The organism is Saccharopolyspora sp. NPDC003752, assembly GCF_053605825.1.
In genome coordinates this window covers 187,437-213,624 of the sequence record NZ_JBSGJZ010000009.1, presented here as the reverse complement: position 1 = coordinate 213,624, position 26,188 = coordinate 187,437, and the positions used below count along the sequence as shown (strand labels likewise).

The 26,188-nt window shown below is 69.6% G+C and carries 19 protein-coding genes and 1 pseudogene; 9 read left to right on the top strand and 11 right to left on the bottom strand.

Annotated elements, in window-relative coordinates; genetic code table 11:
* Positions 1 to 18 precede the first annotated feature (18 nt).
* Together ACWEV3_RS14850 and ACWEV3_RS14845 are read left to right on the top strand one after the other, a co-directional pair.
* Positions 19 to 2,340: a heavy metal translocating P-type ATPase gene (locus tag ACWEV3_RS14850; protein ID WP_452614369.1), complete on the top strand. Its 2,322-nt coding sequence runs from the start codon at positions 19 to 21 to the stop codon at positions 2,338 to 2,340.
* Between the two features lie 181 nt (positions 2,341 to 2,521).
* On the top strand, positions 2,522 to 3,988 hold the full coding sequence (locus tag ACWEV3_RS14845) for a dihydrolipoyl dehydrogenase family protein (protein WP_452614368.1): 1,467 nt from the start codon (positions 2,522 to 2,524) through the stop codon (positions 3,986 to 3,988).
* A 254-nt stretch (positions 3,989 to 4,242) separates the two neighbouring features.
* Here ACWEV3_RS14845 and ACWEV3_RS14840 read toward each other — a convergent pair whose 3' ends face one another.
* Positions 4,243 to 5,172, bottom strand: coding sequence for an NlpC/P60 family protein (locus ACWEV3_RS14840; protein WP_452614367.1), 930 nt, complete (start codon positions 5,170 to 5,172; stop codon positions 4,243 to 4,245).
* Positions 5,173 to 5,655: 483 nt separating this feature from the next.
* On the opposite strand from ACWEV3_RS14840, the gene ACWEV3_RS14835 reads away from it, so the two are divergent.
* The 3 genes from ACWEV3_RS14835 (at position 5,656) to ACWEV3_RS14825 (ending at position 8,617) form a co-directional block, all read left to right on the top strand.
* Positions 5,656 to 6,066 carry a hypothetical protein gene (locus tag ACWEV3_RS14835; RefSeq protein WP_452614366.1) on the top strand — a complete coding sequence of 137 codons (411 nt, stop codon included), beginning with the start codon at positions 5,656 to 5,658 and terminating at the stop codon, positions 6,064 to 6,066.
* Between the two features lie 125 nt (positions 6,067 to 6,191).
* The gene (locus tag ACWEV3_RS14830; RefSeq protein ID WP_452614365.1) at positions 6,192 to 7,328 is read left to right on the top strand and encodes a PLP-dependent cysteine synthase family protein; all 1,137 of its coding nucleotides are present in this window, start codon (positions 6,192 to 6,194) and stop codon (positions 7,326 to 7,328) included.
* The gene (locus ACWEV3_RS14825; RefSeq protein ID WP_452614364.1) at positions 7,325 to 8,617 is read left to right on the top strand and encodes an MDR family MFS transporter; all 1,293 of its coding nucleotides are present in this window, start codon (positions 7,325 to 7,327) and stop codon (positions 8,615 to 8,617) included. The genes ACWEV3_RS14830 and ACWEV3_RS14825 overlap by 4 nt, the downstream gene beginning before the upstream one ends.
* A 416-nt stretch (positions 8,618 to 9,033) precedes the next feature.
* Here the strand turns inward: ACWEV3_RS14825 and ACWEV3_RS14820 are convergent.
* Positions 9,034 to 9,219: pseudogene (locus ACWEV3_RS14820) on the bottom strand (alcohol dehydrogenase catalytic domain-containing protein); the annotation flags it as partial.
* Positions 9,220 to 9,486: 267 nt separating this feature from the next.
* The gene (locus ACWEV3_RS14815; RefSeq protein ID WP_452614363.1) at positions 9,487 to 10,449 is read right to left on the bottom strand and encodes a LysR family transcriptional regulator; all 963 of its coding nucleotides are present in this window, start codon (positions 10,447 to 10,449) and stop codon (positions 9,487 to 9,489) included.
* Between the two features lie 157 nt (positions 10,450 to 10,606).
* Between ACWEV3_RS14815 and ACWEV3_RS14810 the strand changes: the two genes are divergently transcribed.
* Positions 10,607 to 11,014 carry a hypothetical protein gene (locus tag ACWEV3_RS14810; protein ID WP_358379899.1) on the top strand — a complete coding sequence of 136 codons (408 nt, stop codon included), beginning with the start codon at positions 10,607 to 10,609 and terminating at the stop codon, positions 11,012 to 11,014.
* A gap of 14 nt (positions 11,015 to 11,028) precedes the next feature.
* Positions 11,029 to 11,889, top strand: a complete 861-nt coding sequence (locus tag ACWEV3_RS14805; protein WP_452614362.1) for an alpha/beta fold hydrolase — start codon at positions 11,029 to 11,031, stop codon at positions 11,887 to 11,889.
* A 58-nt stretch (positions 11,890 to 11,947) separates the two neighbouring features.
* On the opposite strand, the gene ACWEV3_RS14800 is transcribed toward ACWEV3_RS14805, so the two are convergent.
* From ACWEV3_RS14800 to ACWEV3_RS14790, 3 genes are all read right to left on the bottom strand, one after another.
* Positions 11,948 to 13,111: an NAD(P)/FAD-dependent oxidoreductase gene (locus ACWEV3_RS14800; RefSeq protein WP_452614361.1), complete on the bottom strand. Its 1,164-nt coding sequence runs from the start codon at positions 13,109 to 13,111 to the stop codon at positions 11,948 to 11,950.
* Positions 13,104 to 14,939 (bottom strand): APC family permease, encoded by a 1,836-nt coding sequence (locus tag ACWEV3_RS14795; protein ID WP_452614360.1) that lies wholly within the window; start codon positions 14,937 to 14,939, stop codon positions 13,104 to 13,106. The genes ACWEV3_RS14800 and ACWEV3_RS14795 overlap by 8 nt, the downstream gene beginning before the upstream one ends.
* 261 nt (positions 14,940 to 15,200) lie before the next feature.
* Positions 15,201 to 15,824: a TetR/AcrR family transcriptional regulator gene (locus ACWEV3_RS14790; RefSeq protein WP_452614359.1), complete on the bottom strand. Its 624-nt coding sequence runs from the start codon at positions 15,822 to 15,824 to the stop codon at positions 15,201 to 15,203.
* A gap of 70 nt (positions 15,825 to 15,894) precedes the next feature.
* On the opposite strand from ACWEV3_RS14790, the gene ACWEV3_RS14785 reads away from it, so the two are divergent.
* Entirely contained in the window at positions 15,895 to 17,229 is a 1,335-nt protein-coding gene (locus ACWEV3_RS14785) for an alpha/beta hydrolase (protein WP_452614358.1), read from the top strand.
* An 88-nt stretch (positions 17,230 to 17,317) separates the two neighbouring features.
* Here the strand turns inward: ACWEV3_RS14785 and ACWEV3_RS14780 are convergent, their stop codons facing one another.
* The 5 genes from ACWEV3_RS14780 to solA form a co-directional block, all read right to left on the bottom strand.
* Complete coding sequence (locus ACWEV3_RS14780; protein ID WP_452614357.1) at positions 17,318 to 18,649, bottom strand: alpha/beta hydrolase domain-containing protein; 1,332 nt, start codon at positions 18,647 to 18,649, stop codon at positions 17,318 to 17,320.
* 266 nt (positions 18,650 to 18,915) lie between these two features.
* On the bottom strand, positions 18,916 to 20,151 hold the full coding sequence (locus ACWEV3_RS14775) for an MFS transporter (protein ID WP_452614356.1): 1,236 nt from the start codon (positions 20,149 to 20,151) through the stop codon (positions 18,916 to 18,918).
* Between the two features lie 26 nt (positions 20,152 to 20,177).
* Positions 20,178 to 21,842, bottom strand: coding sequence for a hydantoinase B/oxoprolinase family protein (locus ACWEV3_RS14770; protein WP_452614355.1), 1,665 nt, complete (start codon positions 21,840 to 21,842; stop codon positions 20,178 to 20,180).
* On the bottom strand, positions 21,839 to 23,902 hold the full coding sequence (locus ACWEV3_RS14765; RefSeq protein WP_452614354.1) for a hydantoinase/oxoprolinase family protein: 2,064 nt from the start codon (positions 23,900 to 23,902) through the stop codon (positions 21,839 to 21,841). Before ACWEV3_RS14765 ends, ACWEV3_RS14770 begins: the two co-directional genes overlap by 4 nt.
* Positions 23,903 to 24,006: 104 nt before the next feature.
* A complete protein-coding gene (gene solA / locus ACWEV3_RS14760; protein WP_452614353.1) occupies positions 24,007 to 25,149 on the bottom strand; it encodes an N-methyl-L-tryptophan oxidase in 1,143 nt (380 codons plus the stop codon).
* Positions 25,150 to 25,232: 83 nt separating this feature from the next.
* Between solA and ACWEV3_RS14755 the strand changes: the two genes are divergently transcribed.
* Entirely contained in the window at positions 25,233 to 26,123 is an 891-nt protein-coding gene (locus ACWEV3_RS14755; protein ID WP_452614352.1) for a MurR/RpiR family transcriptional regulator, read from the top strand.
* The last annotated feature ends 65 nt before the right edge of the window (positions 26,124 to 26,188 follow it).

The window sequence follows — 26,188 nt, the reverse complement described above, 5'->3', positions numbered from 1 at the left end:
CAGCGAGGAGAGAACGGCATGACCGCCACGGAACGACCCCCGCAAGTCACCAGCGAACTCGAACTCTCGATCTCCGGCATGACGTGCGCCTCTTGCGCGGCGCGCATCGAGCGCAAGCTGAACAAGCTCGACGGCGTCGCGGCGACCGTCAACTACGCCACCGAGAAGGCGAAGGTCAGCGTCCCGGAAGGCATCGACCCGCAACAGCTCATCGCGGAGGTCGAGGCCGCGGGGTACGGCGCGACCCTGCCCAGGACCGAACAGGACAGCGGCCCGGCGACCGAGCGGGACGACGAGGAAGCGGACTCGACCCGAACCCTGCGGCAGCGGCTGATCACATCGGTCGTGCTGTCCGTGCCCGTGATCGCGCTGGCGATGGTCCCGGCCCTGCAGTTCACCTACTGGCAGTGGATCTCGCTGACGCTGGCCGCACCGGTGCTGGTGTGGGGCGCCTGGCCGTTCCACAAGGCGGCGTGGACGAACCTGCGCCACGGCGCGGCCACGATGGACACCCTGGTCTCCATGGGCACCATCGCGGCGTTCCTGTGGTCCCTGTACGCGCTGCTGCTCGGCACCGCGGGCACGCCCGGCATGACGCACCCCTTCGAGCTGACCATCCAGCGCACCGATGGCGCGGGCTCGATCTACCTGGAGGTCGCGGCAGGGGTGACGACGTTCATCCTGGCCGGGCGCTACTTCGAGGCGCGGTCGAAGCGGCGCGCAGGTGCGGCGTTGCGCGCATTGCTGGAGCTCGGTGCGAAGGACGTCGCGGTGCTCCGCGACGGCCGCGAAGTCCGCATCCCCACCGGCGAACTCGCCGTCGGGGACCGGTTCGTCGTCCGGCCCGGCGAGAAGATCGCCACCGACGGCGTGATCGAAGAGGGCAGCTCTGCGGTCGACGCCAGCATGCTCACCGGCGAATCCGTCCCGGTCGAGGTCGGCCCCGGCGACAACGTCGTCGGTGCCACCGTCAACGCCGGCGGTCGGCTGGTGGTGCGGGCGACCCGGGTCGGTTCGGACACCCAGCTCGCCCAGATGGCCAAGCTGGTCGAGGACGCGCAGACCGGCAAGGCCGCCGTGCAGCGGCTCGCGGACCGGATCTCGGCGGTGTTCGTGCCGATCGTGATCGCGCTGTCGGTGGGAACGCTGGCGTTCTGGCTGGGCTCGGGCACCGGACTGGCGGCCGCGTTCACCGCCGCCGTCGCGGTGCTGATCATCGCCTGCCCGTGCGCCCTGGGCCTGGCCACCCCGACCGCGCTGCTGGTCGGCACCGGCCGCGGCGCGCAGCTCGGCATCCTGATCAAGGGCCCGGAAGTGCTGGAGTCCACCCGGCGCATCGACACCGTCGTCCTGGACAAGACCGGCACCGTCACCACCGGCCAGATGGAACTGATCGACGTCCACCTCACCGCCGGCACCGACCGCGACGAGGTCCTGCGGATCGCCGGGGCGCTGGAGAACGCCTCCGAACACCCCATCGCCCGCGCCATCGCACGCGGCGCGGAGCGGGCGATGGGCGAGCTGCCCGCAGTGGAGGACTTCACCAACGTGGAAGGCCTGGGCGTGCAGGGCATCGTCGACGGGCACGCGGTGCTGGTCGGCCGCTCGGCGCTGCTGGCGGAGTGGAGCCAGCCGCTGACCGCGGAGCTCGCCGCGGCGAAGGCCGCTGCGGAAGCAGAAGGCCGCACCGCGGTGGCGGTCGCCTGGGACGGGCAGGCCCGGGCGGTGCTGGTCGTCGCCGACACGGTCAAGCCCACCTCGGCGCAGGCCATCGCGCAGCTGCGGGAGCTCGGCCTGACGCCGGTGCTGCTCACCGGCGACAACGAGGCCGTCGCCAAGTCCGTGGCCGAGCAGGTCGGCATCGACGAGGTCATCGCCGAGGTGCTGCCGAAGGACAAGGTCGACGTGGTCACGCGCCTGCAGGGCGAGGGCAAGGTCGTGGCGATGGTCGGCGACGGCGTCAACGACGCCGCGGCCCTGGCCAAGGCCGACCTCGGCCTGGCCATGGGCACCGGCACCGACGTCGCCATCGAGGCCAGCGACCTGACGCTGGTCCGCGGCGACCTCCGCGCCGCCGTCGACGCCATCCGGTTGTCCCGCCGCACCCTGCGCACCATCAAGGGCAACCTGTTCTGGGCCTTCGCCTACAACGTGGCCGCCCTCCCGCTGGCCGCAGCGGGACTGCTGAACCCGATGATCGCCGGGGCGGCGATGGCGTTCAGCTCGGTGTTCGTGGTCAGCAACAGCCTGCGGCTGCGCGGCTTCCGCAGCACCGCGGGAGATCCGGCCGACCTCGCCCCGGTCACCGACCGGCGGGAACCGGTGACCGCGCGCAACTGACCGCCGGAGCAGAACGGGCCATCACGCAGGACGTGGTGGCCCGTTCGGCTTTTCCGACCCGACAGGCACGTCGAAGCCGTCGGCATCGCCTTGCGCGGAGCCTGGAATGCTGGCCCGTGAGGCGCCGCACGCCAAGGGGCGTCTCGTCCTCGTCCGCCACGACCGGAAGAAGGAATCACCTATGAGCAGCACCGTCGCCACTCACCAGGCCGGCGCCCCGGCGAAGGCGGATTCCACCGAGTACGACGTCGTGGTGCTCGGAGCCGGGCCCGTGGGCGAGAACGTCGCCGACCGCACCCGAGCGGCCGGTCTCTCCACCGCGATCGTCGAGAGCGAGCTGATCGGCGGCGAATGCTCGTACTGGGCCTGCATGCCCAGCAAGGCTCTGCTGCGCCCGGCCATCGCCCGGGCCGATGCCCGCCGGGTGCCCGGACTGCGCCAACTTGTCCGCGGCGATCTCGACGCGTCCGCGGTCCTCGCCCACCGGGACTACTACACCTCCCACTGGAAGGACGACGGCCAGGTCGGGTGGCTGGAGAACATCGGCGCCGACATCTACCGCGGCCACGGCCGCTTCTCCGGACCACGCACGGTGACCGTGACCGGCCCGGACGGCGAGCAGCAGACCCTCATCGCCCGGCACGCCGTCGCCGTCTGCACCGGCAGCCGGGCCCAGCTGCCCGACCTGCCCGGGCTCGCCGACGTACGCCCCTGGACCAGCCGCGAAGCCACCAGCTCCCCAGCCGTTCCCGGCCGCCTGGTCGTGGTCGGCGGCGGCGTGGTCGCCACCGAGCTGGCCACGGCCTGGCAAGCACTCGGCTCGCAGGTCACCGTCCTGGTGCGCGGCAAGGGCCTGCTGCCCCGCATGGAATCCTTCGCCGGCGAGCTCGTCGCCGAGGCACTTTCCGCGGCAGGCGTGGAGATTCGCACCGGCACCTCCGTCGCCTCCGTGACGCGCGAGAACGGCACGGTCGTCGTGACCACCGACACCGGCGACCGCGTCGAGGCCGACGAAATCCTCTTCGCCACCGGACGCGCACCGCGCACCGACGACATCGGCCTGGAAACGGTAGGCGTGGAGCCAGGATCCTGGCTGTCCGTGGACGACAGCCTCCTCGTCACCGGCACCGACTGGCTCTACGCCGTCGGCGACGTCAACCACCGTGCGCTCCTCACCCACCAGGGCAAGTACCAGGCCCGGATCGCGGGCGCCGCCATCGCCGCCCGAGCCCAGGGCACGCCCCTGCTCGAACCGGCGCCCTGGGGCGCGCACGCCGCGACCGCCGACCACGCCGCCGTCCCGCAGGTCGTCTTCACCGACCCGGAGGCCGCGGCCGCCGGCCTCACCTTCGCCGAGGCCCAGCAGGCCGGACACCGCGCCCGCGCCGTCGACGTCGAGTTCTCCTCTGTCGCCGGGGCGGGCTTGTACGCCGACGGCTACCGGGGCCGGGCCCGCATGGTCGTCGACCTCGACGACGAAACCCTCCTCGGCGTCACCTTCGTCGGCCCCGGTGTCGGCGAACTCATCCACTCGGCCACCATCGCCATCGTCGGGCAGATCCCGGTCGGCCGCCTGTGGCACGCCGTACCGTCGTATCCGACGATCAGCGAGGTGTGGCTCCGGTTCTTGGAGGCCTACCGGGGCTGACCGCACCCACGCGTCCGGACCGCAAGTCCACCGGCTCGCGAGCGAGCCCGGCGAACGCCGAACGGTGGTCCACCAGCGAGAAGTGACCTCCAACGACCGAGGTGGGCGAAACCTGATGGCACGAAGCGGTGTTCGACGCAGCAGCACACCGCTTGCCCGGGTACGCCGGTCGGTTGGGCCCCGGGAGCGGTTTCGCACCAGCACCCGGGACCGGGCGACATCGCGCCGAGCGTCCTCCCGCCGCAGGCAGCAGCTCACCCGACGATGCGCCGCGCGCCGATGTAGTGGCCGTCGCCCTTGGCCGACCGCACGTCCACCAGCTGACCTTCGGTGGGGGCGTCGATCATCTTCCCGCCGCCGACGTACATGCCGACGTGGTGAATCTTCGAGGGATTGCCGCTGCCGTCGTCGAAGAAGATCAGGTCTCCCGGCTGCAACTGGTCCTTCGACACCGGCCGCCCCACGCCCCACTGGGCCCGGCTGTTGCCCGGAATGGTGATCCCGGCCTGCTTGTACGCCCAGTAGGTCAGGCCGGAGCAGTCGAACGTGCCGGGCCCCTTTGAGCCCCAGACGTACTCGGATCCTCGTTTCGACAGGGCGGCCTGCAGGGCGGTGTTCGCCGCACCGGGCGGCCCGAGGTAGCTGCCGGAGTCGACCGGCCCCTTCAGGCCGGCCTTCTCCTCGGAGCTCAGCTCGTTCATCGCCTCGCGCAGGTCGCCGACCTGCTTGTCCAGGTCCCGCTTCCGGTTTCGCACGTCCTCCAGGAGCCTGGCCGCCGCATCGGCGGCCTCCTGCGCTCGCAGCTCGGCCGACTCGGCCGTGCCACGAGCCTCGGCGGCGCTGGCGGAGGCGCGGGCGTAGCTGCTCAGGACTTCGCCGTTGTCCGCGGCCATCACCTCGAGGGCGGTGGCGCGGTCGAGGAACGCGTCGGGATTCTCGCTGGCGAGCAAGGCCGAGACCCCGTTCAGCCGCGAACCGCGATATGCCGCACCCGAGAGCTCGTCGACCCGGCCCTGCAGGCGCGCTTCATCCGCCCGGCTCTGCTGCTCAACGCTCCTGGCCGCAGCCACTTGCGCCTTCGCGGCGTCGAGTTCGGCCCGCTTCCTGTCGAGTTCGTCCTGAGCGACGAGGACGTCCTCGTTCGCCTTGCTCGCGTCTTCGCTCAGCTGCTTGTAACGCCTCATCTCGGGGGAACCACTTCCCGGATCCGACGGCTGCGCAACTGCGGGCAAGGCCACCGACACTGCCGCCACGGCCACCGCGGAGGCCGAGATCGCACTCCGCATCGAACGCTTCAACTGGCGCAAAGCCACGCTGGACCGCTCTCCTTCGTCTCTACGAGCTCTCGCCTGCGGTCGGTCGGACGCATGGCCTCAGCCGCCCGGAGAGCCTGCACTGGTGTCGTCGATGTGGGCTCCCCGCAAACCCGGGAGCGAAACCTGCTCGACGACCGAACACTTGTCTACTATCTGCGCTAGTACTCAATCTACTAGATCACTTAGTAGCAAATCCAGGGAGCCGCGACCCGGGCTTCCGCATCCACTATCAACACAGGACGCCAGCCACCAGATAGCGTTGCCACACAAGAAAGAACACGTCATCGACGTGTCGTCACCGATGCCAACCCCGCCGAGCAGTGACCGGCAGCACGCGCTACAGTCGTCACTGTGCGAGCTCAGTCGTTCACCGTCCGCCACATCGGCGGGACTTGGTCGTGCATCGCGCTTCTCGTGTTGACGGCGTTCCTCGCCACGCATGTGGTGATCGGACTCGACCCGGCGCACTCCACCGCCGTCCATGCGGGCGCCGGCGCTTCGAACCTCCCCAGCCAGGAGTGCGACAACAGCGAGAACCCAGGCGACGACGGCACAACGCGGCACGGCCCGATCGACTCGCATTGCGGGCTTTCAGCACGGGACATCTCGCCGTTCCTGGACACGGCCGCGCCGGAACCGGAGGCGTGGCCGCCCTTCCCCCGCAGCGACCACGGGTGGATTTCGCTCGCGAGTTCCTCGCACCCGGCACTGCCGCCGAGCGGGCGTCAGATCCTCGCTTCCTCGTGCACCTCACGAACGTGATCAGCGCTCGCCTTCCACGCTGATCACCGTGCCTCTTCCCAGCGCGACCGGGAATCCTCCGGTCACGCCGGTCCGGCACGCCTTCCCGCCCTGCGCATGTACGCGCAGCGATCCGAGGGACACGAATGGATACCCTGCTCCCACCCGCGCGAACCGATGCCGCTCTCGCCCAACTGGCGAGGAATTCCGTTGCTCCCGGCACATCGAACACCATCGACACGACGATCGGGAACACCCCCGTGCTGTGGATCGACCGGCCGTTCAACCGAGCGGGCTGCGGCTTCTGGGCGAAACTGGAATGCCACAACCCGGGCGGCATGAAAGACCGTCCCGCACTGCACATGATCGAACGGGCCCGCCAGCGCGGTGAGCTGGCGCCCGGCGGCGCGATCGTCGAGTCGACCAGCGGCACCCTGGGCCTGGGCCTAGCGTTGGCCGGCATCAGGTACGAGCATCCGGTCACCCTGGTGACCGATCCGGGCATGGAGCCGATCATGCACCGGATGCTGCGGGCCTACGGGGCCCGTGTCGACGTGGTGGACGAACCGCACCCCACCGGTGGCTGGCAGCAGGCGCGCCGCGATCGCGTGGCCGAGCTCCTCGCCGAGAATCCCGGCTCGTTCGGCCCAGATCAGTACAACAACCCCGACAACGTGGACGGGTACGCGTCGCTGGCGCTGGAACTGGTGACCCAGCTCCGCAGGCTCGACGTCCTGGTGTGCTCCGTCGGAACCGGTGGTCATTCGGCGGGCGTCAGCCGGGTGTTGCGGACATTCTTCCCCGAGCTGCGCGTCGTCGGCGTCGACACCATCGGGTCGACGATCTTCGGACAACCAGCGCGCCAGCGCCTCATGCGCGGCCTCGGTTCGAGCATCTACCCGCGGAACATCGACTACGACTCGTTCGACGAGGTGCACTGGGTCGGCCCGAGCGAAGCCGTGTGGTCGGCCCGAAAGCTCGCGGCCGCCACCTACGCCAGCGGCGGCTGGAGCGTCGGCGCGGTGGCGCTCGTCGCCGGCTGGGTCGCCCGCACGGCGGGGCCGGACACCCGCATCGCGGCGGTCTTCCCGGATGGACCACAGCGATACTTCGACACCGTGTACAGCGACGAATACTGCGCTCGGCACGGTCTTCTGGGGACGACTCCGCCGGAAGATCCGGACTTGATCGAGCACCCGGGACAACGCGAAGTGACCCGGTGGACGAGGTGCGAGCACGTCTCGGACCCGACCGGAGGCGCACCCGTCGGAGGTGGGCGTTGATCCGGACGGTCCGCCAGTTCCGGTCCTTCAGCCGGCCGGTCCAGCTGCTCGTCATCAACCAGTTCACCATCAACCTCGGCTTCTACATGCTCATCCCCTACCTGGCCGCGCACCTGTCCGACGGGCTGGGCCTGGCGACCTGGCTGGTGGGGCTCATCCTCGGGGTTCGCAACTTCTCGCAGCAGGGCATGTTCCTGATCGGCGGCACCCTCGCCGACCGCCTGGGCTACAAGCCGCTCATCATCGCCGGCTGCCTGCTGCGGACGGCGGGATTCGCGCTGCTGGGCGTCGTGGACTCGGTGCCGGCGCTGGTGCTCGCCTCGGCTGCGACCGGCTTCGCCGGAGCCTTGTTCAACCCGGCCGTGCGCGCCTACCTCTCGCACGATTCCGGTGACCGACGAGTCGAGGCGTTCGCGCTGTTCAACGTCTTCTACCAGGCAGGCATCCTGTTGGGGCCGCTGGTGGGGATGGTGCTGACCGGCGTGGCGTTCCAGCTCACCTGCTTCGTCTCCGCAGCGGTCTTCGCGGCCCTGACGATCCTGCAAGCCCGCGCCCTGCCACAGCGCAAGGCACAGCGAACGGACTCGGCCGCGGATACCAAGCAATCGGTCCTCGCGGACTGGCGAACGGCATTCTCCAACGGGTCGTTCGTCATGTTCTCCATCGCGATGATCGGCAGCTACGTGCTGTCGTTCCAGGTCTACCTGGCCTTGCCCCTGGAGGCGCGGCGGCTGGCGGGAGGAGGCCTGCCCGGGACGGCAACAGTGGCAGCGCTCTTCGCGGTGTCGGGCATCCTGGCTATCGCCGGGCAAGTGCGGATCACGGCGTGGTGCAAGCGGCGATGGGAACCCGGCCGATGCCTCGTGGTCGGCCTGCTGTTGATGAGCGCGGCGTTCCTCCCGCCTTTGATCACCGCGGGCTCGCCGGGCGCGGCGGAAAGCCCTTCCCCGGCCGAAATCCTTGTTCGAGCGATCCCGCTGCTGCTGTCGGTGGCACTCCTCGCGCTCGGCCAGGTGATCGTGTTTCCCTTCGAGATGGAGACGATCGTGACGCTGGCGGGCAACCGGCTCGTCGCGACCTACTACGGGCTCTACAACACGGTCTGCGGCGTGGGCATCATGGCCGGCAATCTCCTGACCGGCAGTGCGCTGGACATCGCCCGATCCGCCGGGTTCGCCATGCTGCCCTGGCTTGGCATGGCGGTCATCGGCCTGTGTTGCGCCGCCGGAATCAGCACTCTCGAACGGACCAGCCGCCTGAGCGCGGTCCCACAACCCGCGCAGAGCTGACCGGACAACACCGGTCACTGCTCGATCGGTGATCCGGGGAGGCCGCTGGACACGTCTCGGCTCCGGCGGCCTCCCGCTCTACGCGGTCCGCATCACGGCCGGCGCCGAGAGCCGGACAACACCGCAGCGCCACCCAGTGCCACCGTCCCCGAACCGTCACCGTCAGCAACCTGCGCCAGGTCGCGGCAAGATTACGACATCACCACCGCGCTGCCTACTAGAGGATCTAGTACTACTGATCATAGCTCCACAGTGGACGACTCAACTGCATCGACAGCTCGGACGCGGCTGCTGCGCAGCCCTTTTCACGCCCCGGAACGGGCTGCGCGCGGAGCTGGAACGCCCGCTCTCGATCGGGTCATTCGCCGATGAACACCGGCCTGCGCTTCGCTACGAACGCCGCGGCCGCTTCTGCGGATCAGCGGGAAGTGCGTCTCCATGAGGCCGTCGAGGTTTCCCTCGGCGAGCTTCCAGTCCACCGGATTGACGCCGGCGGCTTTCACCCGGACCAGCACCTCTCCCGGGGCCACCTTCGGGTCTGGGAGGTCGGTCAGCCGGAGCGCGTCCGGTCCGCCGTATTCACCGAGAACGATCGCCTTCATGCCGCGACCACTGGCACCATCGCAACGGCTTGCACCAGGGGCTTCAGCTGCGGTCCCCCAGCTGCCAGGGACGGCGCGCACCGACCGGGTGCGCGCGCAGGGGTGGTCGCGGTCATCGAAGCCTCCTTCGTCGGGTCATCGACCAATGATTGCACACGAGGACAAAAGCGATTCCACTATAATTGCTTTCGCATCTACCGGCGCTTGCAAGTACTGCGGGACGTGAGCCGGGAGGCGAGGTGGACGACAGCGGCCCAGGGCACCCGGCTACCGGGCGACCGCCGAGAGCCCCGGCGGCTCGGGGAGGCGCCCGTGCGGTGACGCCGCGGGGACGATGTCGAGGCCGGCCAGCAGGTGGGCCGTCTCGACGAAGTCGCGGACGGGCTGCGCATCCAGATCGTTGCGCCACGCGATGGCGAGCGGGGACGGCGCCAGGCCCTCGACCGGAACGAATGCCAGGCCGGGGCGGTCGTAGTAGCGCTGGGTCGACGCCTGGGTGAAGGCGACACCGCGGCGGGACAGGATGGCCTCGAAGCACTCGTCGACGCTGCTGACCTCGGCGCCGAGGCGGACCGGGTGCGGACCGCGGCTCTCCGCGGCGAGCCAGAAGTCGCGCCAGTACTCCGGAGCCCGGCGGCCGACGAACGGCTCGTCCGCCACGTCCGCGATGGTCACCTTCTCGCGCTCGGCGAGCGGCGACTCGCTCGACGCGACGAGCACCCGCGGCTCCACGAACAGCGTTTCGACCGACAGCCAGCTCTGCATCAGCACCGGCGGCCGGACGAAGGCGACGTCGACGCTGCCCTCGCCCAGACCCACGTACGGGTCGCTGAAGTCGTGCGAGCGCATCTCGACCTGCACGCGCGGATACCGGGCCTGGAACGCCGCGAGGATCTTCGGCGTGAGCTCAGCAGCGGCGTTGGCCTGGAAGCCGACGATCAGCGAACCGCGGTTGCCGTTGGCGGCCTCGCGGGTGGCGAACGCGAGCCGTTCGGCGCTGACCAGAAGGCGGCGGGCCTCGTCGAGCAGCACCAGGCCGGCCGGTGTCAGCTCGACGTAGCGGCTCGTGCGCTCCAGCAGACGAGCGCCGAGGGAGTGCTCCAGCTTGCGGATCTGCACGCTCAGCGACGGCTGGCTGATGTGCAGGCGTGCGGCCGCCCTTCCGAAATGCAGCTCCTCGGCGACGGCGACGAAATAGCGCAGCACGCGAAGCTCCGGTAGGTCCGCCACACACGGATGATAAGCACCGCCCGGCCGGGGCGACCAATTCGTTTGGACTATCGAACGGTGGGCGACAGGTATTGGACCTGTGGTGATGCGGGGAGTCCTATCTACGAGAGCCGTCGCACCGACGGCAGCCGCAACCCGCTCAGAGAGGAGCCCGACGATGACCGCGGTTACCCGCTCCCCATCGGCCGAGGCATGGGCCGAGGCGTTCGCCGCCGCCAGCAACGGCGACCCGGAGATCCAGGCCCACGGCAAGTACTTCACGTGCTCGTACCTGATCGACGCCGTCGAGCACACATTCGTCGTGAAGGTCGAATCCGGCCGCGTGGTGGACGTCGCGGTCGACCCCGGGCCGCTGGACGTGCCGTACCAGTTCGCGATCCGCGCGAGCGCCGAGACGTGGCGCGGTTTCGGCGAGCCGGTGCCGGCGCCGATGTTCCACGGCATCTGGGCCGCGAGCTTCCAGCGCGACATGAAGCTCGAGGGCGACGTGCTCGTCCTCATGCAGAACCTCCGCTGCGTCACCCGCCAGATCGAGCTGCTCCGCACCGTCGGCGCCCCCGTCTGAGAAAGGACTTCGGCATGAGCAAGATCTCGCCCGTGACCGGGCACTACGTCGACATCGAGGTGGACGGCCTCCAGTACAAGGTGTTCTACCTCGAGAACGGCACCGGGCAGCCGCTGGTCTGCCAGCACACCGCCGGCTGCCACAACCACCAGTGGCGCGGCCTGCTGGAAGACGAGGAGATCACGGCCGACTACCGCGTGATCGCCTACGACCTGCCCCGCCACGGCAAGTCCGACCCGCCGGAGAACGTCGAGTGGTGGAAGGAGGAGTACAAGCTCACCGCCGACCACTACGCCAACTTCATCATCGCCCTGTGCGACGCCCTCGAACTCGAGGACCCGATCTTCATGGGCTCGTCGTTCGGCGGCAACATCGCCCTGCAGCTGGCGCTGCGGCGCCCGGACCGCTTCGCCGGTGTGATCCCGGTCGAAGGCGCCGACTACTCCCCCGGCTTCTACCTCGACTGGTGGCAGCACCCGCACGCCAACGCCGCACAAGTCTGCGCCAGCGGCGTGTGGGACCTGATGGCGCCGCAGTCGCCCGAGGCCGACCGCTGGAAGACCTGGTTCTACTACACGCAGGGATCCGAGTCGTTCAAGGGCGACCTGCACTACTACTCGGTCGACCACGACCTGCGCGACCGGCTCGGCGAGATCGACGGTGACCGGTGCCCCGTCGTGATGCTCACCGGCGAGTACGACTACCTCACCACTCCCGCCGACAGCGCGCGGACGGCCCGTCAGATCAAGAACGGCACCTTCATCGAGATGCCGGAGATCGGGCACTTCCCGATGAGCGAGAACCACGAGCGATTCCGCGTACATCTGCTCGAAGCGCTCAACATCCTGCAGCGCTCCAAGTCCGCGTCCGCCTGAGGGACGTGCGGCCGGCGGAATCTGCCCCTTCCGTCGGCCGCATCTCCGGCAGCGCGCATCAGTGCGGGCCGGTGGCTCCGTACTCGTGGTCTCCCCGGATGAGAGCCCCGGTGGCGAAGCGTTGTGCGGTGAACGTCTTGAGCTCGGCGCGTTTCGGGGCACCGGTGAGGATCCAGCGCGCGAGTTCAGCGCCGATCGCCGGGGCCTTGCCGAATCCCGAGCCGCTCCAACCCGCCGCCAAGTGGAGCCCCGGCACCTCGCACGGCCCGAGGACCGGGCGGCCGTCCGGGGTGATGTCCAGCGCGCAGGTGCGTCCGATCCGGTACGGGGCCTCGGCCATCGCCGGGATCCGGCGGCCGAGCCGCACCAGGCCCTCCGCGACGAAGTCCGCGTCGGGCACGCCGAAATCGGCGTCCGGGTCGTCCAGCCATTCGCGCTCCGGCGCGTGCCGCCCGACCAGGGTGCACCGGTCTGCCGTCGCGCGCAGGTAGATGTCGTTGGCCACGTCCGTCATCGTCAGGTGGGTCGGGAGGTCGTACGGGCGCTCGTAGAGCATCACCTGGATGCGCGCCGCGCGGATCGGCAGCTGCAGGCCGGCGGTCGCGGCCAGCCGAGGCGTCCAAGCACCGCTCGCGAGCACCACGAAATCGGCCCGCCGCTCGCCATCCTCGGTGCGGACCCCGACGACCCGCGCGGACTCCTCCAGCAGCGCCGACACCCGCAACCGCTCGAAGCGCGCACCGTGGCGTCGAGCGGCCTGCTGCAGGCTGATCGTGGTGGCAGCCGGATCGGCGTACCCGCTGCGTTCCTCATAGGACACGACGCTGATCGCTTCGGTCGAGATACCGGGTTCCAACTCGCGCAGCTCTTCCGGCGTCAGCAGCTCGTCGGGCATCCCGTGCGCCTTGAGCATGGCGACGTTGGCCCGGACCGATTCGGCATCGCGGTCATCGGCCAGGTAGGCGAATCCGGTTCGGGTGAAGCCGCAGGCACCGCCGACCCGGGTCGCCCACGACTCGTAGTACTGCGTCAGGCTTTCCCAGGCGAGATCGGCTTCCACGGCGGTCGCGTGGTGGTCGCGGATGATCGCCCCGGACCGCGACGTCTGGCCGCCGAAGCCTCCCGTCGGGTCGAGCACCACCACGTTAGCGCCGCTCTCGGCCAGGTGGAAGGCGATGCTGGAACCCACCACGCCGGCACCGACGACGATGACATCAACCATTGTGCGTCCCTCCGGAATCGTCTGCTCCGGCCATGCTGGCCCGCAGCTCCTGCGTCGAATAGCCGCATTCGACTGCCCAGTAGTAGGCGATCAGACCGAGCACTGCCGCGACGGCGCTGTCCCACGGGAACGGCAGCAGCGGGACGGCCGCAGTTCCGTATGCGCCGTAGTAGGAGACCAGGTACAGCACCAAGGTCAGCGCGACCGCCCAGTTCGAGGACCGGATCTCGCGACGCCCCTCCGGGCTGCTGATCCGCCACAACAGGAAGGTGAAGCCGGCGACCTCCGCGGTGGACAGGAGCCAGAACGCGATGAACGGCAGGCTGTCCGTGCCGAGGGGGCCGATCACCTGGGTGGCGATCCAGACGACCGCGAATCCGGCGCCGAGCCACGTGGCACCGGCCAGGGGCACCCTGCCCTGCCGCGGCCCCTGGTACAGCGCGTAGATCGGCAGCGCGATCAGCACGGTGGCCACCACGCCCTGCAGCACCTCGTAACCGGACCAGTACAGGATCATGCTCGCCGCGAGAAAGCCGAGCGGGGAGAACAACTTCGACGCCCGCAGGAAGAACGGTCGCGGCGCATCGGGGGCGACCCGGCGCATCACCTGCAGTTGCGGTGCGGCGGCGAGGTAGGTGATCACGGCGGTCGAGGACGTGTAGCCGATCAGCTTGTACCAGCCGGGGAAGGGCAGGAAGAACGCGCACCCGGCGACCAGGCAGGCGACCATGCCCAGCCACGGCACCCGGGTCCGCTCACCGACGCGGGCGAACGCCCGCGGCATGCTGCCGTGCAGCGCCATCCCGTACAGGGTTCGAGCGGTGTCGCCCATGTAGATCCAGCCGGTGCCTGCCGGCGAGATCGCGGCGTCGACCAGCAGGAACACGCCGAACGCGCCGAGCAGTGCGACGCCGGTGGACTCCAGTGCCGAATAGAGCGGCTGATCAGCCCAGCGGCTGGATTCCAGCCCGCTCCAGTCGCCCGGGGCGACGCCCAGCGAGCCCCAGTCGAGGGCGCCGATGAAGGCCACCTGCAGCAGCACGAAGATGACCGCGCAGATGGCCACCGATCCGACCGTGGCGATGAAGATGTCGCGCTGCGGGTTGCGCGCCTCGCCGCCGAAGTTGACGCCCTCGCGGAAGCCCTGGAAGGCGAACACGATGCCGGAAACCGCGATGGCGTTGAACACCGCACCCCAGCCCTGCGGCGCGAAACCGCCGTGGCCGGCGAGGTTCGAGCTGTCGAAGACGGTGAACAGCAGCACGAACGTCAGCACCGGGATGATCAGCTTCCACCAGCTCACCCACTGGTTGAACCGGCCGAAGAACCGGATGCCGAAGACGTTGACGCAGAAGAACAGCAGCATCACCACGACCGCCAGCACGCGTCCGGTCCCGGTCAGCGTGGAACCGTCGTCGCCGTGGCTGGTGAGCTCGATGCCGGTCCAGGTCGCGACGTAACCGGCGGCGTACTGCACGACCGCCAGCGCCTCGATGGCCACCGTGGTGACGCCGCCCAGCAGCATCGACCAGCTCAGCAGGAAGCCGAGGTAGCCGCCGTGCGTCAGGTACGGGTAGCGGGCGACACCGCCGCTGCGCGGCAGCATCGAGCCGGTCTCCGCGTAGTTCAAGGCGAGGAAGGAGATCAGAACTGCGGTGAGCACCCACGACACGATCACCGCCGGGCCCGCGACGGCACCGGCGGACAGCACCGCGAACAGCCAGCCGGATCCGATGATGGAACCGATCGAGATGAACAGCAGCTGCTGGACGGACAGATCGCGCCGGAGCTTCGAATCACTGTGCTGGAAGTCGTCGATCTCGGCCATTCGCACCCCCGAACTGGTCGATCCTGCACACCGGAAGATCGCCGGGCGTCCAGCAGTATGCTCCGCGCGGTCGACCGCCGACAGAGATCGGGCGCAGCGGATTTCCCGTCTGAGCAAAAGCCGTTCTGGCCGTCAACAAGTCCACTTCGGACTTATCGGATCCGCGGCTGATCGTGTTCGCCTATCACCCGAGAAGAGGTACCGCTCTCCAAAGTGGAATGAGGCGAGCACGCTCACCAGGCGCGCCGAGCCGTCAGGACATCACGGCGCCTGGGTGATTTCGCCGCAGAGCAGGGCGCGGTCCGCCGCCGGGGTCGCCCAACCGCGGAGTGTTGCGGGGATCGCCGATCGGAATGCGCTCTCGGCCGTGGCGGTGTCGAGCGCTCCTGCCAGTTCGAGCGTCACAAGTCCGTGCAGGGTCACCCAGAACGAGAGCGCGATAGCTGTTGCGTCGCCAGTGAGCATGGACGCCGCCAAGGCGCGATCTATGGCGTGCAGGAGCGGTCGGACGGGGTCGCCGGTTCCGACCGCGCCCGACGGGTCGAAGGTCTGCACGCCACCGAACAACACCATGTAGAGGTGGGTGTGCTCGCGTCCCCAGCGCCGGTATGTGGCGGCAAGAGCGCAGAGGTCGGCGAGGGGGTCGTCGGAGGTCGGCACTGCCGCCAGGTCACGGAACAGCCCTGCGACCGCCCTGTTGCGCACCTCGTTGATCAGTGCGTCTTTGTTGCCGAACAACGTGTACACCGCCGCCGTCGCGGTTCCGGCGGCGGAAGCCAGGGCGCGGACAGTGATCGACTCACGTGGACGGGTTGCGAACAGCTCGGTGGCTGACTCGACAAGACGCTCTCTCACGGTGTCGTCGTTCGTTCTCGGCCTACCCACGGTGACCAGTCTAGCTCGCGTGCTAACGTCGTTTTGAAACTTAGTTTGGAAACTCTCGCAGGGACCCGTGATGCCAAAACTCCTCATCCGTCTTGCCCGCTTCACCGGTCGCCTGGGACTGGCCTCGGGCGCCGTCGTGGGACTGGTCGGCCTGTTCCTGGCGCTGCTCGTCCTGACAGATGGCGCGGGCTCGGGGCTCGTGGCCTGGCTGACGACCCTCGGAGCCGGGGCCGCCGTCGCGATATGGCGGGGCCGCCGCCGGGCGGGGCCGCGCAAACTCGTGCCGCTCCTACCGGTGGTCATCGCGGTAGCGCTGACGGCGTCGGTCTGCATCCCGAGCGTGCCAACCGACCGGCGATTCCCAGCCGACCTGCCGTTCGTGGCGACGCAGAAGTGGAGTCTGGCCACGGGAAGCCGGGTCGCGGTATACCACTACCCGCCCGCCCCGGGCAGTCCCCGCCGCGCAACGCCCCTCGTGTACCTCCACGGCGGACCCGTCCGCAGCATCTCGGTGCTCGATCACCGTTTCCTGCAGCTCTTGGCACGACAGGGCTACGACGTCTACGCCTACGAGCAAGCCGGCGGTGGACGAAGCGAGCTGCTTCCCATGGATCAGTACAACCCCTCCAGATCGGTCCGCGACCTCGGAGCATTCATCGACCACCTGGACAAGGGCCGGGTCGACGTCCTCGGATTCTCCGCAGGAGGGGGCATCCTCACCCGGGCCCTGGCCGAGCCGGACGTCGCCGCCCGCGTGCACAAAGCGATCATCGCCGAGCCTGGCCCGATGGACGGCCCCACAGCGCGGATCACCGGGCAACAAGGACTGCCGACCGCGCGCGGCCTCGCTCCGGCCCCGAGCGGCCCGCGCTCCACGGATGTCCCCAGGTATGCCGTCGCGCTCGGCCTCATGCGACTTGGGCTCCTCTCGCCCGATACCGGGCTGATCGGGCAGGCCGAAGCCGACAACGCCTTCACAGCCGCCGACCTCGGCAGCGACACCGCATCCGCTTACTGCGCACAGGATGCTGACCGCATCCCCACCGAGGACACGGCCGAGAACTTCTCCTTCAGCCCTGCCCCGAGCCTGCAGTTCCAGCAGACGATCAAGGACTCATCCTCGATTGCTGCGCAACTTGGGCGCTCCGACATCCCCGCAATGCTGATGATCGCCGAGTGCTCTTCGCAGATTCGTCAATGGGCGACCACCGTTCTGGCCAACGATCCCGCCATCGAGCGAACCCAGTACATGCCCGGCGTCGGACACCACATGTGGAACGGCCTCGACGACAACGACGAACGAGCCTACGCCGTCGTCAACGCATTCCTGCAAAGCGAGCCGGCACCCTTGCCGAACTACCCGACCCGCGGTGAAATCCCCGCATTCCTCCACGACCAAAGCTGACCGTCCAGTCCAACACGGGACGTCGATCGCCGACTGCCCGGCGTTGCAGTGCCAGGCAGTCGGTGATCTTTGCCGGTACCGGTCGTGGTTATGGGATCGGCAGCGGGTTCGACGTCCCGACTCGCGATGCCTCCGCTTCGCGGACGGTTTCACCGGCGTCGTGCTGGAGGATGAAGCCCTCCCGGAGGTTCCGCTTCGTCACGTCGCGCACCGCTCGGACGTAGGCGTCGTGGGTCGGGTACAGCGAGGCGATCTTCTCCGCGGTGAAGGGCTGGTGCGATCCGTACAGGCGGCAGAGTTCCTGCCCCGAATTCTCGCCGGTGTTGGTCGCGATCGGCGCGTCGACTTCGGCCAGCCGGATGCCGCCGAACGCGAGCCCGTTCTCGTCGCGCGGGATCGCCACCCCGGTCGGCGTGGGCGCCGTCCGGATCGGCTGCGCGGTGGGCGGCTGCTTGTCGTGGCGAACCCAGTCGACGAGGTGGTGATACCCGGCGTTGAGCACGTTCTTGGTGTCGACGTGGCTCAGCGGCGGCCGGTCGCAGGTGAACGAGAAGGGCTTCAGGCCGTCTCGCGCGACGCCCTGCATGCGATTCATCATGAACCAGTAGTCGACGTGCGAATCACCCGCGATCTCCCAAGAGCGGAAGACCCCGGAATCCGCCTGGTGCGGCACCCGGTTCAGGAAGACCTCGGTCTCGGTGCTGATGCGCAGCAGCTTCGTGGGGATGTCGGTCCGGAACGGTCCACCGCTGCCCACGAAGAGCATGAAGCCGTCGTACACCTGGGCCAGCGGCTGGATCGAGTTGTAGTACAGCGCCAGCCGCGACGCCGACTGCGACTGCCCGACCGCCAGCACGGTGGCCGGTCGCAGTCCGCCGAGCACGGCCGGGTTGGTTCGAACAGCCTGTCCGGCCTGGGAGAAGATGTCGTAGGACAGCGAGTCATCGGTGATCGTGCCACCTGCGGTGACGTCGAGCGTGCCGTAGCGGGCCGGGCTCCACGCGGTCAGGCCGTAGGGCTCTTGCTGCACGCCGACGCGTTGCGCCGACACGCCCACGTAGGCATAGCCTTCGCGGGTCAGGTAGTCACGAGATTCCTGCCAGTGGACGTCGAGGTTGTACCCCGAGGTCACGTTGACCCATTCGACGACCACGATGCCGTTGAACTTCGCGGGGTTGTCCGGGCGCCGGACGATCATCCGGGTCTTGTACGGATTGCCGGTGGACAATGCGACGCCGTCGGCCATCGGCGGCGTGTCGTAGCGCGTCGCCTTTCCTCCGAAGAAGTACTCCTCCTCGACGTAACCGCGCTGGGACAGGTCGAAGCCGGGCTCCGCCGCCAGCTGCGGGTAGTTGTGCGTGAGGTCGGTACCAGGCGGCATCGCCACCGGGACCGGGCCGGTGATGGTCGGTGTCGGCACTTGCTTCGCCGTCGCGACCGGACCAGCCGTGGCCGGTGGCATTTGCTCCGCCGTCGCGGCCGGTTCAGCCGTGGTCGGCGGCTCGGCAGCCGACGCCACTGTGGACAGAAGTGCGGCGGCCGTGAGGGCGCTCAGAAACGCGACTGGAAGCGTCCTGCGCTTGGTGGGGAGGAATCTCTCCATCGAGTTCTCAGTTCTCCATGTGTGTGCCGAGTTCTCACCGGACAGGTGGTGCCGGTGATCTCTTCTTGCTCCGGCGAAGTCCCCTAGTCGAGCACCCGGCCCTTGGTTTCCGGGAGCAGCCAGATGAACAGGACGGTCAACGCCGTGCAGACCAGCAGCACCACGACGATGGCGCTGCCCAGCCCCATGCCGTCCGATGCCCAGCCGATCAGCGCCGGGCTGAACGCCGCGACACCGCGGCCGACGTTGTAGGTGATGCCCGCCCCGGTCCCGCGCACCCGTGCCGGGAACAGTTCGGTGAACAATGCCCCCTTGCCCGATGCCTGGGCCGAGATGAAGAACCCGACCACGGCCGCGAGCAGCAGGTTGTACCAGAGCGCCTTCACCGGAACGGCCATGAACAGGAATCCGAAAACCGCCGTGCCCAGGTAGAAGAGCGTGAACGCCCGGCGTCGTCCGATCCGGTCGTGCACGTGACCGCCGAGCACGTAGCCGAGCCAGTTGCCGACGATCATGAACCAGATGTAGAGCGCCGTGCTGCTCACGCTCAGACCGCGTTCTTCCTTCAGGTAGAGCGGAATCCAGGTCTGCAGGGCGTAGGTGCTGGCCAGGCCGGTGGCGCCGAAGAGGGTGCCCAGCACGGTGTACTTGCGCAGCCCCGGAGCGAACAGCTCGCCGAAGGCGCCCTTCTGCCGCGGTTCGCGCCGCACCCGGACGGTCGGGACATCGCGCAGGTTCCGGCGGATCAGCAAGGCGACCACTGCCGGCAGGATGCCGACGGCGAACATCACCCGCCAGGCGATGGTTTCCGGCAGCCACGCGTGGCTGAGCACGTAGGCGAGGTTGGCCACGCCCCAGCCGACCGCCCACGCCGACTGGATCCAGGCCAGTGCCCGGCCCCGGCGCTCCGGTGCCGCGTACTCGGCCATCAGCGCCGCACCCACCGGCCACTCGGCACCGAAGAAGAACCCTTCGAGGGTGCGCCAGATCAGCAGCTGCTCGAAGTTCTGCGCGGTCGCGGTCAGGCCGGTGAACAGGGCGTAGGCGCTGATCACCAGCACCAGCACTTGGACCCGGCCGAACCGGTCGGCCAGGCGTCCGCCGACCACACCACCCACTGCCGAGGCGATGAGCGCGCTGGAGGTGGCCAGACCGCCCTGGGCCGTGGTCAGGCCGAGCGCGGCGATGATGCCGCCGAGCGCCAGCGGGAACATCTGGTTGGTGAAGCCGTCCAGGCCCCAACCGGACCAGGTCGCCCAGGTCACCCGGCGGACCAGGGATCTGTCCGGAGGCGCGGAAACGGTCGATGCTGTCGTCATGCCTGCACTCCAATCGGTGCCGGGAGTCAGTCGGCCGAGGTGGGTCCGTAGTGTTCGCGCGCTGCTCGTTCGGTGATGCGGCCGTTGCGCAGGTCCTCGCGCACCTGCGCGGCCGAGCGCTGCGCGGGGTCGCCGAAGCCGCCGCTGCCCGGGCTTTCCACCCGGAGCACGTCGCCTTCGCGCAGCTGCACACCGGAGATCCGGCCGCCCGGCAGCCGGCGTTCATCGGCGCGGCCGGGGTTGATGACGAACCGTCCGGGGCTGCCGTCCTGACCGCCGCGCAAGCCCCACGGACGGGACGCCTGCCGGTCGGCGTGCGCGGAGAATTCCGCGTGGTCGCAGCGGATTCGCACGTCCCGGCGCACGCCGAGACCGCCGCGGTGGGTGCCCGCGCCGCCGGAGTCGGGGATCAGCTCGTAGGTGTCGACCAGCAGCGGGTACTCCTGCTCCAGCGCCTCGATGGGCAGGTTCGAGGAATTGGTGATGTGCACCTGGATGGCGTCCATGCCGTCCTTGCCGGTCCGGGCTCCGCCGCCGCCGGCCACCACCTCCGGGTAGACGAAGAACTCCCCGTCGTGCTCCCCGGAGAACGTCACGTACGTGACGGTGCTGTGGCTGGCCGCGGGTACCCGTTCCGGTACCGCATCGGCCAAGGCACCCAGCACGACGTCGGCGACCCGCTGGCAGGTGTCGGTTCGAGCGGTGACCGGCGCGGGCTCGACCGGGTTGACGATGCTGCCGTGCGGCGCGCTGATCTCGACGGCGTCGAAGAACCCGCCATTGGGCGGGATCCCCGGGTCCAGCACTGCTTTCAAGGCGTAGTAGACGGTGGCTTCCAGCGCCGGGCGCACCACGTTGATGCCGACCGGGCTCTGCGGGCCGGTGCCGGCGAAGTCCAGCGCCACCCGGTCGCCGGCGATGGTGACGGCCACCACGATCTCGGTGGCGGGGCCGTCGCTGGGGTCCATGCGATCGCGGAACCGGTAGGTGCCGTCGGGGACCGCGCGCAGCGCCGCCGACAGCCGTTTCCGGGAGTGCTCCAGCAGGTGTGCGGTAGCGGCGCGGACGGTCTCGCGGCCGTGGCGCCGGTGCACCTCGCGCAGCCGCCGCTCCCCGATCTCCACGGAGGCGAGCTGGGCGAGCATGTCGCCGCGCCGCTCCTGGGGCAGTCGCGAGTTGAGCTCGACGAATGCCAGCGGTGCCTGCTCGACCCCGGCCGCGGTCGCGAACCTGACCAGTGGGATCCGCAATCCTTCCTGGAACAGGGAGTTCGAGTCGCCGGCGTTGCTGCCCGGCACCCGGCCGCCGATGTCGGAGTGGTGCGCGATGTTGGCGCTGTAGCCGATGAGCTCACCGCCGTCGAAGACCGGCTTGACCATCGTGATGTCCGGCAGGTGGGTGCCGCCGCCGTGGTACGGGTCGTTGGTGATGAACACGTCGCCGGGCCGCACGGTCAGCGCGGAGGCTTCCAGCGAGTCGATCAGGCCGGTCATCGATCCCATGTGGATCGGCATGTTCTCGGCCTGGGCGACCAGTTTGCCGCGCTCGTCGAACAGCGCGGTGGAGCAGTCCGACCGTTCCTTGATGTTGGTCGAGTAGCTGGCCCGGCGCAGCACCGCGCCCATCTCCTCCGCGATGGTCACCAGGGACGCGCCGATGACCTGCACGGTGATCGGGTCGGGAGTGTTCATCGCTGCTCCAGTTCGATGACGAGGTTGCCGTAGCGGTCGACGTGCGCGGCGGCCGACGGGGTGATGACCGTGGTGGTGTCGAGCTGTTCGACGATGGCGGGGCCGGGCAGCACGGTGCCCGCGCGCAGGCCCGACCGGTCGTAGACGGGGGTGTCGACCACGCCGGTCTCGTCGAAGTCCACCGGTCGATGCCCCAGCAACGCGTCGGCGGGGTCGGTTCCTGCTTCGATAGCGGGCAGTTCGGGTTTGTCCACCACCGCCGCCGGGGTCAGCTGCACCTCCACGATCTGCACCCGGGCGTCGCGGTGGGCGAAGCCGTAGCTCTTGGTGTGCTGGTCGTGGAAGGCGGTGGAGAGCGCGGCGAGCGCGGCGGCGTCGAACCGCGCCGCGTCGATCACCTGCTGCGGAAGTGGCACGGAGAGCTCGAAGTTCTGCCGGGCGTAGCGCATCCTGGCCACGCCGGTGATGGCCGTGTCCACATCGGAGGGTGCTTCGGCGGCCAGCCACTCCTGGGCCGCGCCGTGCACCTCGTGCAGCGCTTCGTTGAGCTTGTCGAGGTCGCTGTCGGCCGCGTCGGCCAGCACCGCCTTGGCGAACTCGGTGCGGATGTCGGTGACGAGCAGGCCGAGCGCGCACAGCGTTCCCGGGTTCGGCGGCACGAGCACGGTGCTCATGCCGACCTCGCGCGCGACCTCGACGGCGTGCAGCGGCCCTGCGCCGCCGAAGGCGACCAGCACGTAGCCGCGCGGGTCCTCGCCGGCCTCCACCGAGACCTTGCGCACCGCACCGGCCATGTTGACCGCCGCGATCCGGCCGATGCCGCGTGCGGCCACCGCCCGGTCGGCGCCCATCGCGGCGGCGATGCCGTCCACCGCCCGCGCCGCCGCCGGGTGGTCGACGGCGAGGGCGCCGCCGAGGATGTGCTCCGGGTTCAACCGTCCACGCAGCACGTTGGCGTCGGTGACGGTGGGCTCGACCCCGCCGCGTCCGTAAGCGGCGGGTCCAGGCTGGGATCCGGCGCTGCTGGGGCCGACTTCCAGCGCCCCACCGGTGTCGACCCGGGCGATGCTGCCGCCACCGGCACCGACGGTGTGGATGTCCAGCGACGGGGTGCGCACCGGGCGGTCGTTGATGCGCCGCTGCGCGGACACCAGCGCGCGGCCGTCGCGCACCAGGCAGACATCGGTGCTGGTCCCGCCCATGTCGAAGGTGATCAGGTTCTCGAAGCCCGCCTGGCCGGCCACCTGCGACGCGGCGACCACGCCGGCCGACGGCCCGGACAGCAGCGTCGTGACCGGGTAGCGGCCGACCGATGCCAACGACATCATCCCGCCGCTGGAGCCGATCACCTTGGGTTCGACCGGCACCCCGGTGGCCCGGATCCGCTCGGCCAGCCGCGACATGTAGCGGTTGATCCGCGGCCCGACGTAGGCGTTGACCACAGTGGTCGAGAACCGCTCGAACTCGCGGAAGACCGGTGCGATCTCGGCGGAGGCGCACACGTAGACCGAGGGCAGCGCCGCGCGCAGCCGTTCCGCGACCTCCAGCTCGTGGTTCGCGTTGCGGTAGCTGTGCAAGAAGCACACCGCGACGGCCTCGGGTTCGTCGGCGCGCACCCGGTCGATCACCGCCGCGAGGTCGTCGGTGTCGAGCGGTTCGAGCACCTTGCCCTCGGCCGACATCCGCTCCACCACGGGGTGCACTTGGGACCGCGGCACCAGCGGTGGCGCCTTGTCGGCGTTCATGTCGTAGAGGTCGGGACGCTGCTGGCGGCCGATCTCCATGATGTCGCGCAAGCCCGCGGTGGTCACCAAGGCGGTGCGGGCGCCGTTGGATTCCAGCACGGTGTTGGTGGCCACGGTGGTGCCGTGGCCCAGGTAGCCGACGTCGGCGGCGTCGGCGCCGGCCAGGCGCAGCACCTCGCGGACACCGTCGGCGACCGCGACCGACTGGTCGTCGGTGGTGGAGGGCAGCTTGTGGATGTGGAACCGGCCGGTGGACGTGTCCAGCGCGGTCACGTCGGTGAACGTGCCGCCGACGTCGATACCGATGCGCAGCATGGCATTCCTCAAGGGTTGTGTGAGCAAGCGGAGTGGACGTCCCGGGCCGGGACGGCGGCCGAGGCGCCGCTGCCCCACCGCGACGTGGATCGTTCGACCCGCCTCTAGCGGAGGCGGGACAGCGACAAGTGGTCGATCGGCACGTCGGTGCGGCCGGTGCGGAGCAGCTCTGCGGCCGCTCTGGCGAACACCGGTGCCAGCTTGAAGCCGTGACCGGAGAAGCCGCCCATCACCAGCACGTTCGGCCGGTGCGGGTCGCGGCCGATGATGCCGTGGTTGTCCGCGGTGTAGCCCTCCATGAAGGTCCGCACCGCGGTGGGGCGCGGCGCCAGCCCGCGCAGGCAGCTCGACACCGCCTCGGACACCCTGGTGACGTACTCGGGTGCCACCACCGGATCCAGCAGGTCCGGATCGTCCACGGTGGACTTCGGCACGTGCAGGTTGATCTTCACCCCGCCGCCGACGTCCGGGAAGAAGGAGAAGGTGTTCTCCCCTCCGCTGCGCCGTATTCCCACCGGGAAGGACTCCGGGCCCCAGTTCTCCGCGGTCTCGAACCAGCACAGCACCGCGCGCCGGATCTCGACGTCGCGGGCGAGCATCGGCACGCTCCGGGTGATCCACGGCCCGGTGCACAAGACCGCCTGGTCGAACTTCTCGACCTGGATCTCCTCGCCGCGGCGGAAGTGCACGGCGACGCCGTTGCCGTCGTCGACGACATCCTCGACGGTGGTGCCGGTGTGCAGCCTCGCGCCGGCCTTCTCCGCGAGCAGGGTCGTTCCGGCGATCGCGCGTTGCGGATGCAGCAGGCCGCCTTGGCGGTCGAGCAGCACGACGTCGTCCGGGAAGAGCCGGTGTTGCGGGAACCGGCGGACGGCCTCGCGGTGGTCGAGCTGTTCGACGTCGAGGTCCCACTGCTCGGTCACGTCGACGACGGTGCGCACATCGGGGTCCTCGGCCGACCCGATGGTCATCGCGCCGCAGGGTTCGAGCAGCGGGACACCCGTACGTGCGCTGAGTTCCTGCCACGCCGAGCGCGCTTCGCGCAGCAGCGGGACGTAGTCACCGCCTTCTTTGTAGGCGACGCGGAAGATGCGCGTTTCACCGCCGGCCGCGCCGCGTTCGTGGCCGATGTCGTACTGCTCGAAGCCGGTCACCGCGAGACCGTCGGCGGCGAGCCGGTGCAGCAGCTGGCTGCCCATCGTGCCCACCCCGATCACGGCGACGCTCGACTGCTGAACTGGTTTCATCACCGTCTCCGCAGGAGGTCGGGAGCATTGGCTCCAACAGGCCAGAAACGTAGCATTCACTTCGCGGTGGCACAATGGACGACGTGAACACTTCACGTAGCGAGTCGCTGGGCCAACGCATCCGAAACCGGGCGGGCAAGCTCGCAAGCGGCGAGCGAGCGGTGGCCGACTACCTGCAACGGCATCCCGAGGAGGCAGCGATCTCCTCGGCCGCCAAACTCGGCGAAGTCACCGGCACCAGCGACGCGACCGTCATCCGCACAGCGCGCAAGCTCGGCTTCGACGGGCTCAACGACCTCAAGCGCAGCCTCGTCGACCACCTAGCCCGCCGCCGCGACCCCGCGCAGGTCCTCGACGACCGGGTGCAGCGGCTGCGCCCGGAGCACGGCGTGTTGCAACCCGTGATCGACGCCGGGCTCACCCTTCTCGGCGAAGTGCCCGCGCTCATCGACAGCGCCGACTGGTCGCGCACCGTCGCAGCGCTCAACGACGCCGAGCACATCTGGGCCTACGGGATCGGCCCCAGCGCCGCCATCGCCGACCACCTGGCGCTGAGCCTGCGGCGCGCGGGCAGGCCGGCGGATTCCTGGACCGCGACCGGCTTCCGCCTCGCCGACGAACTCCTGAGGCTGCAACCCGCGCACGCGGTGGTCGTCATCGCGCCGCTGCGGGTGTTCCGCGAGATCGGCATCGTCCTCGACCAGGCGCACCGGATCGGCGCGCGCAGCGTGCTGCTGACCGAGGCCATCGACGAGGCCGGGGAAACACAGGCCGACACCGTGCTACCGCTGCCCGACTCCACCGAGGGAGCGGCGAACGAGCTCATCGCACCGCTGACCATCGTGCACGCCCTCGTGCTGGAACTCGCCGCCGCCGAACGCACTTCGGCGGTCGAGCAGTACCAGCGGCTCAACGAACTGCGCACCGAGATCGCCGGCACGGATCTCGACATCAGCCGGCTGCCCGAACTGTGAACAGGTCCGCCAAGCCGGCACCTCACCGCCCGAGAATGTTCCGGGGCGCCTGGAGTTTCGGGGTT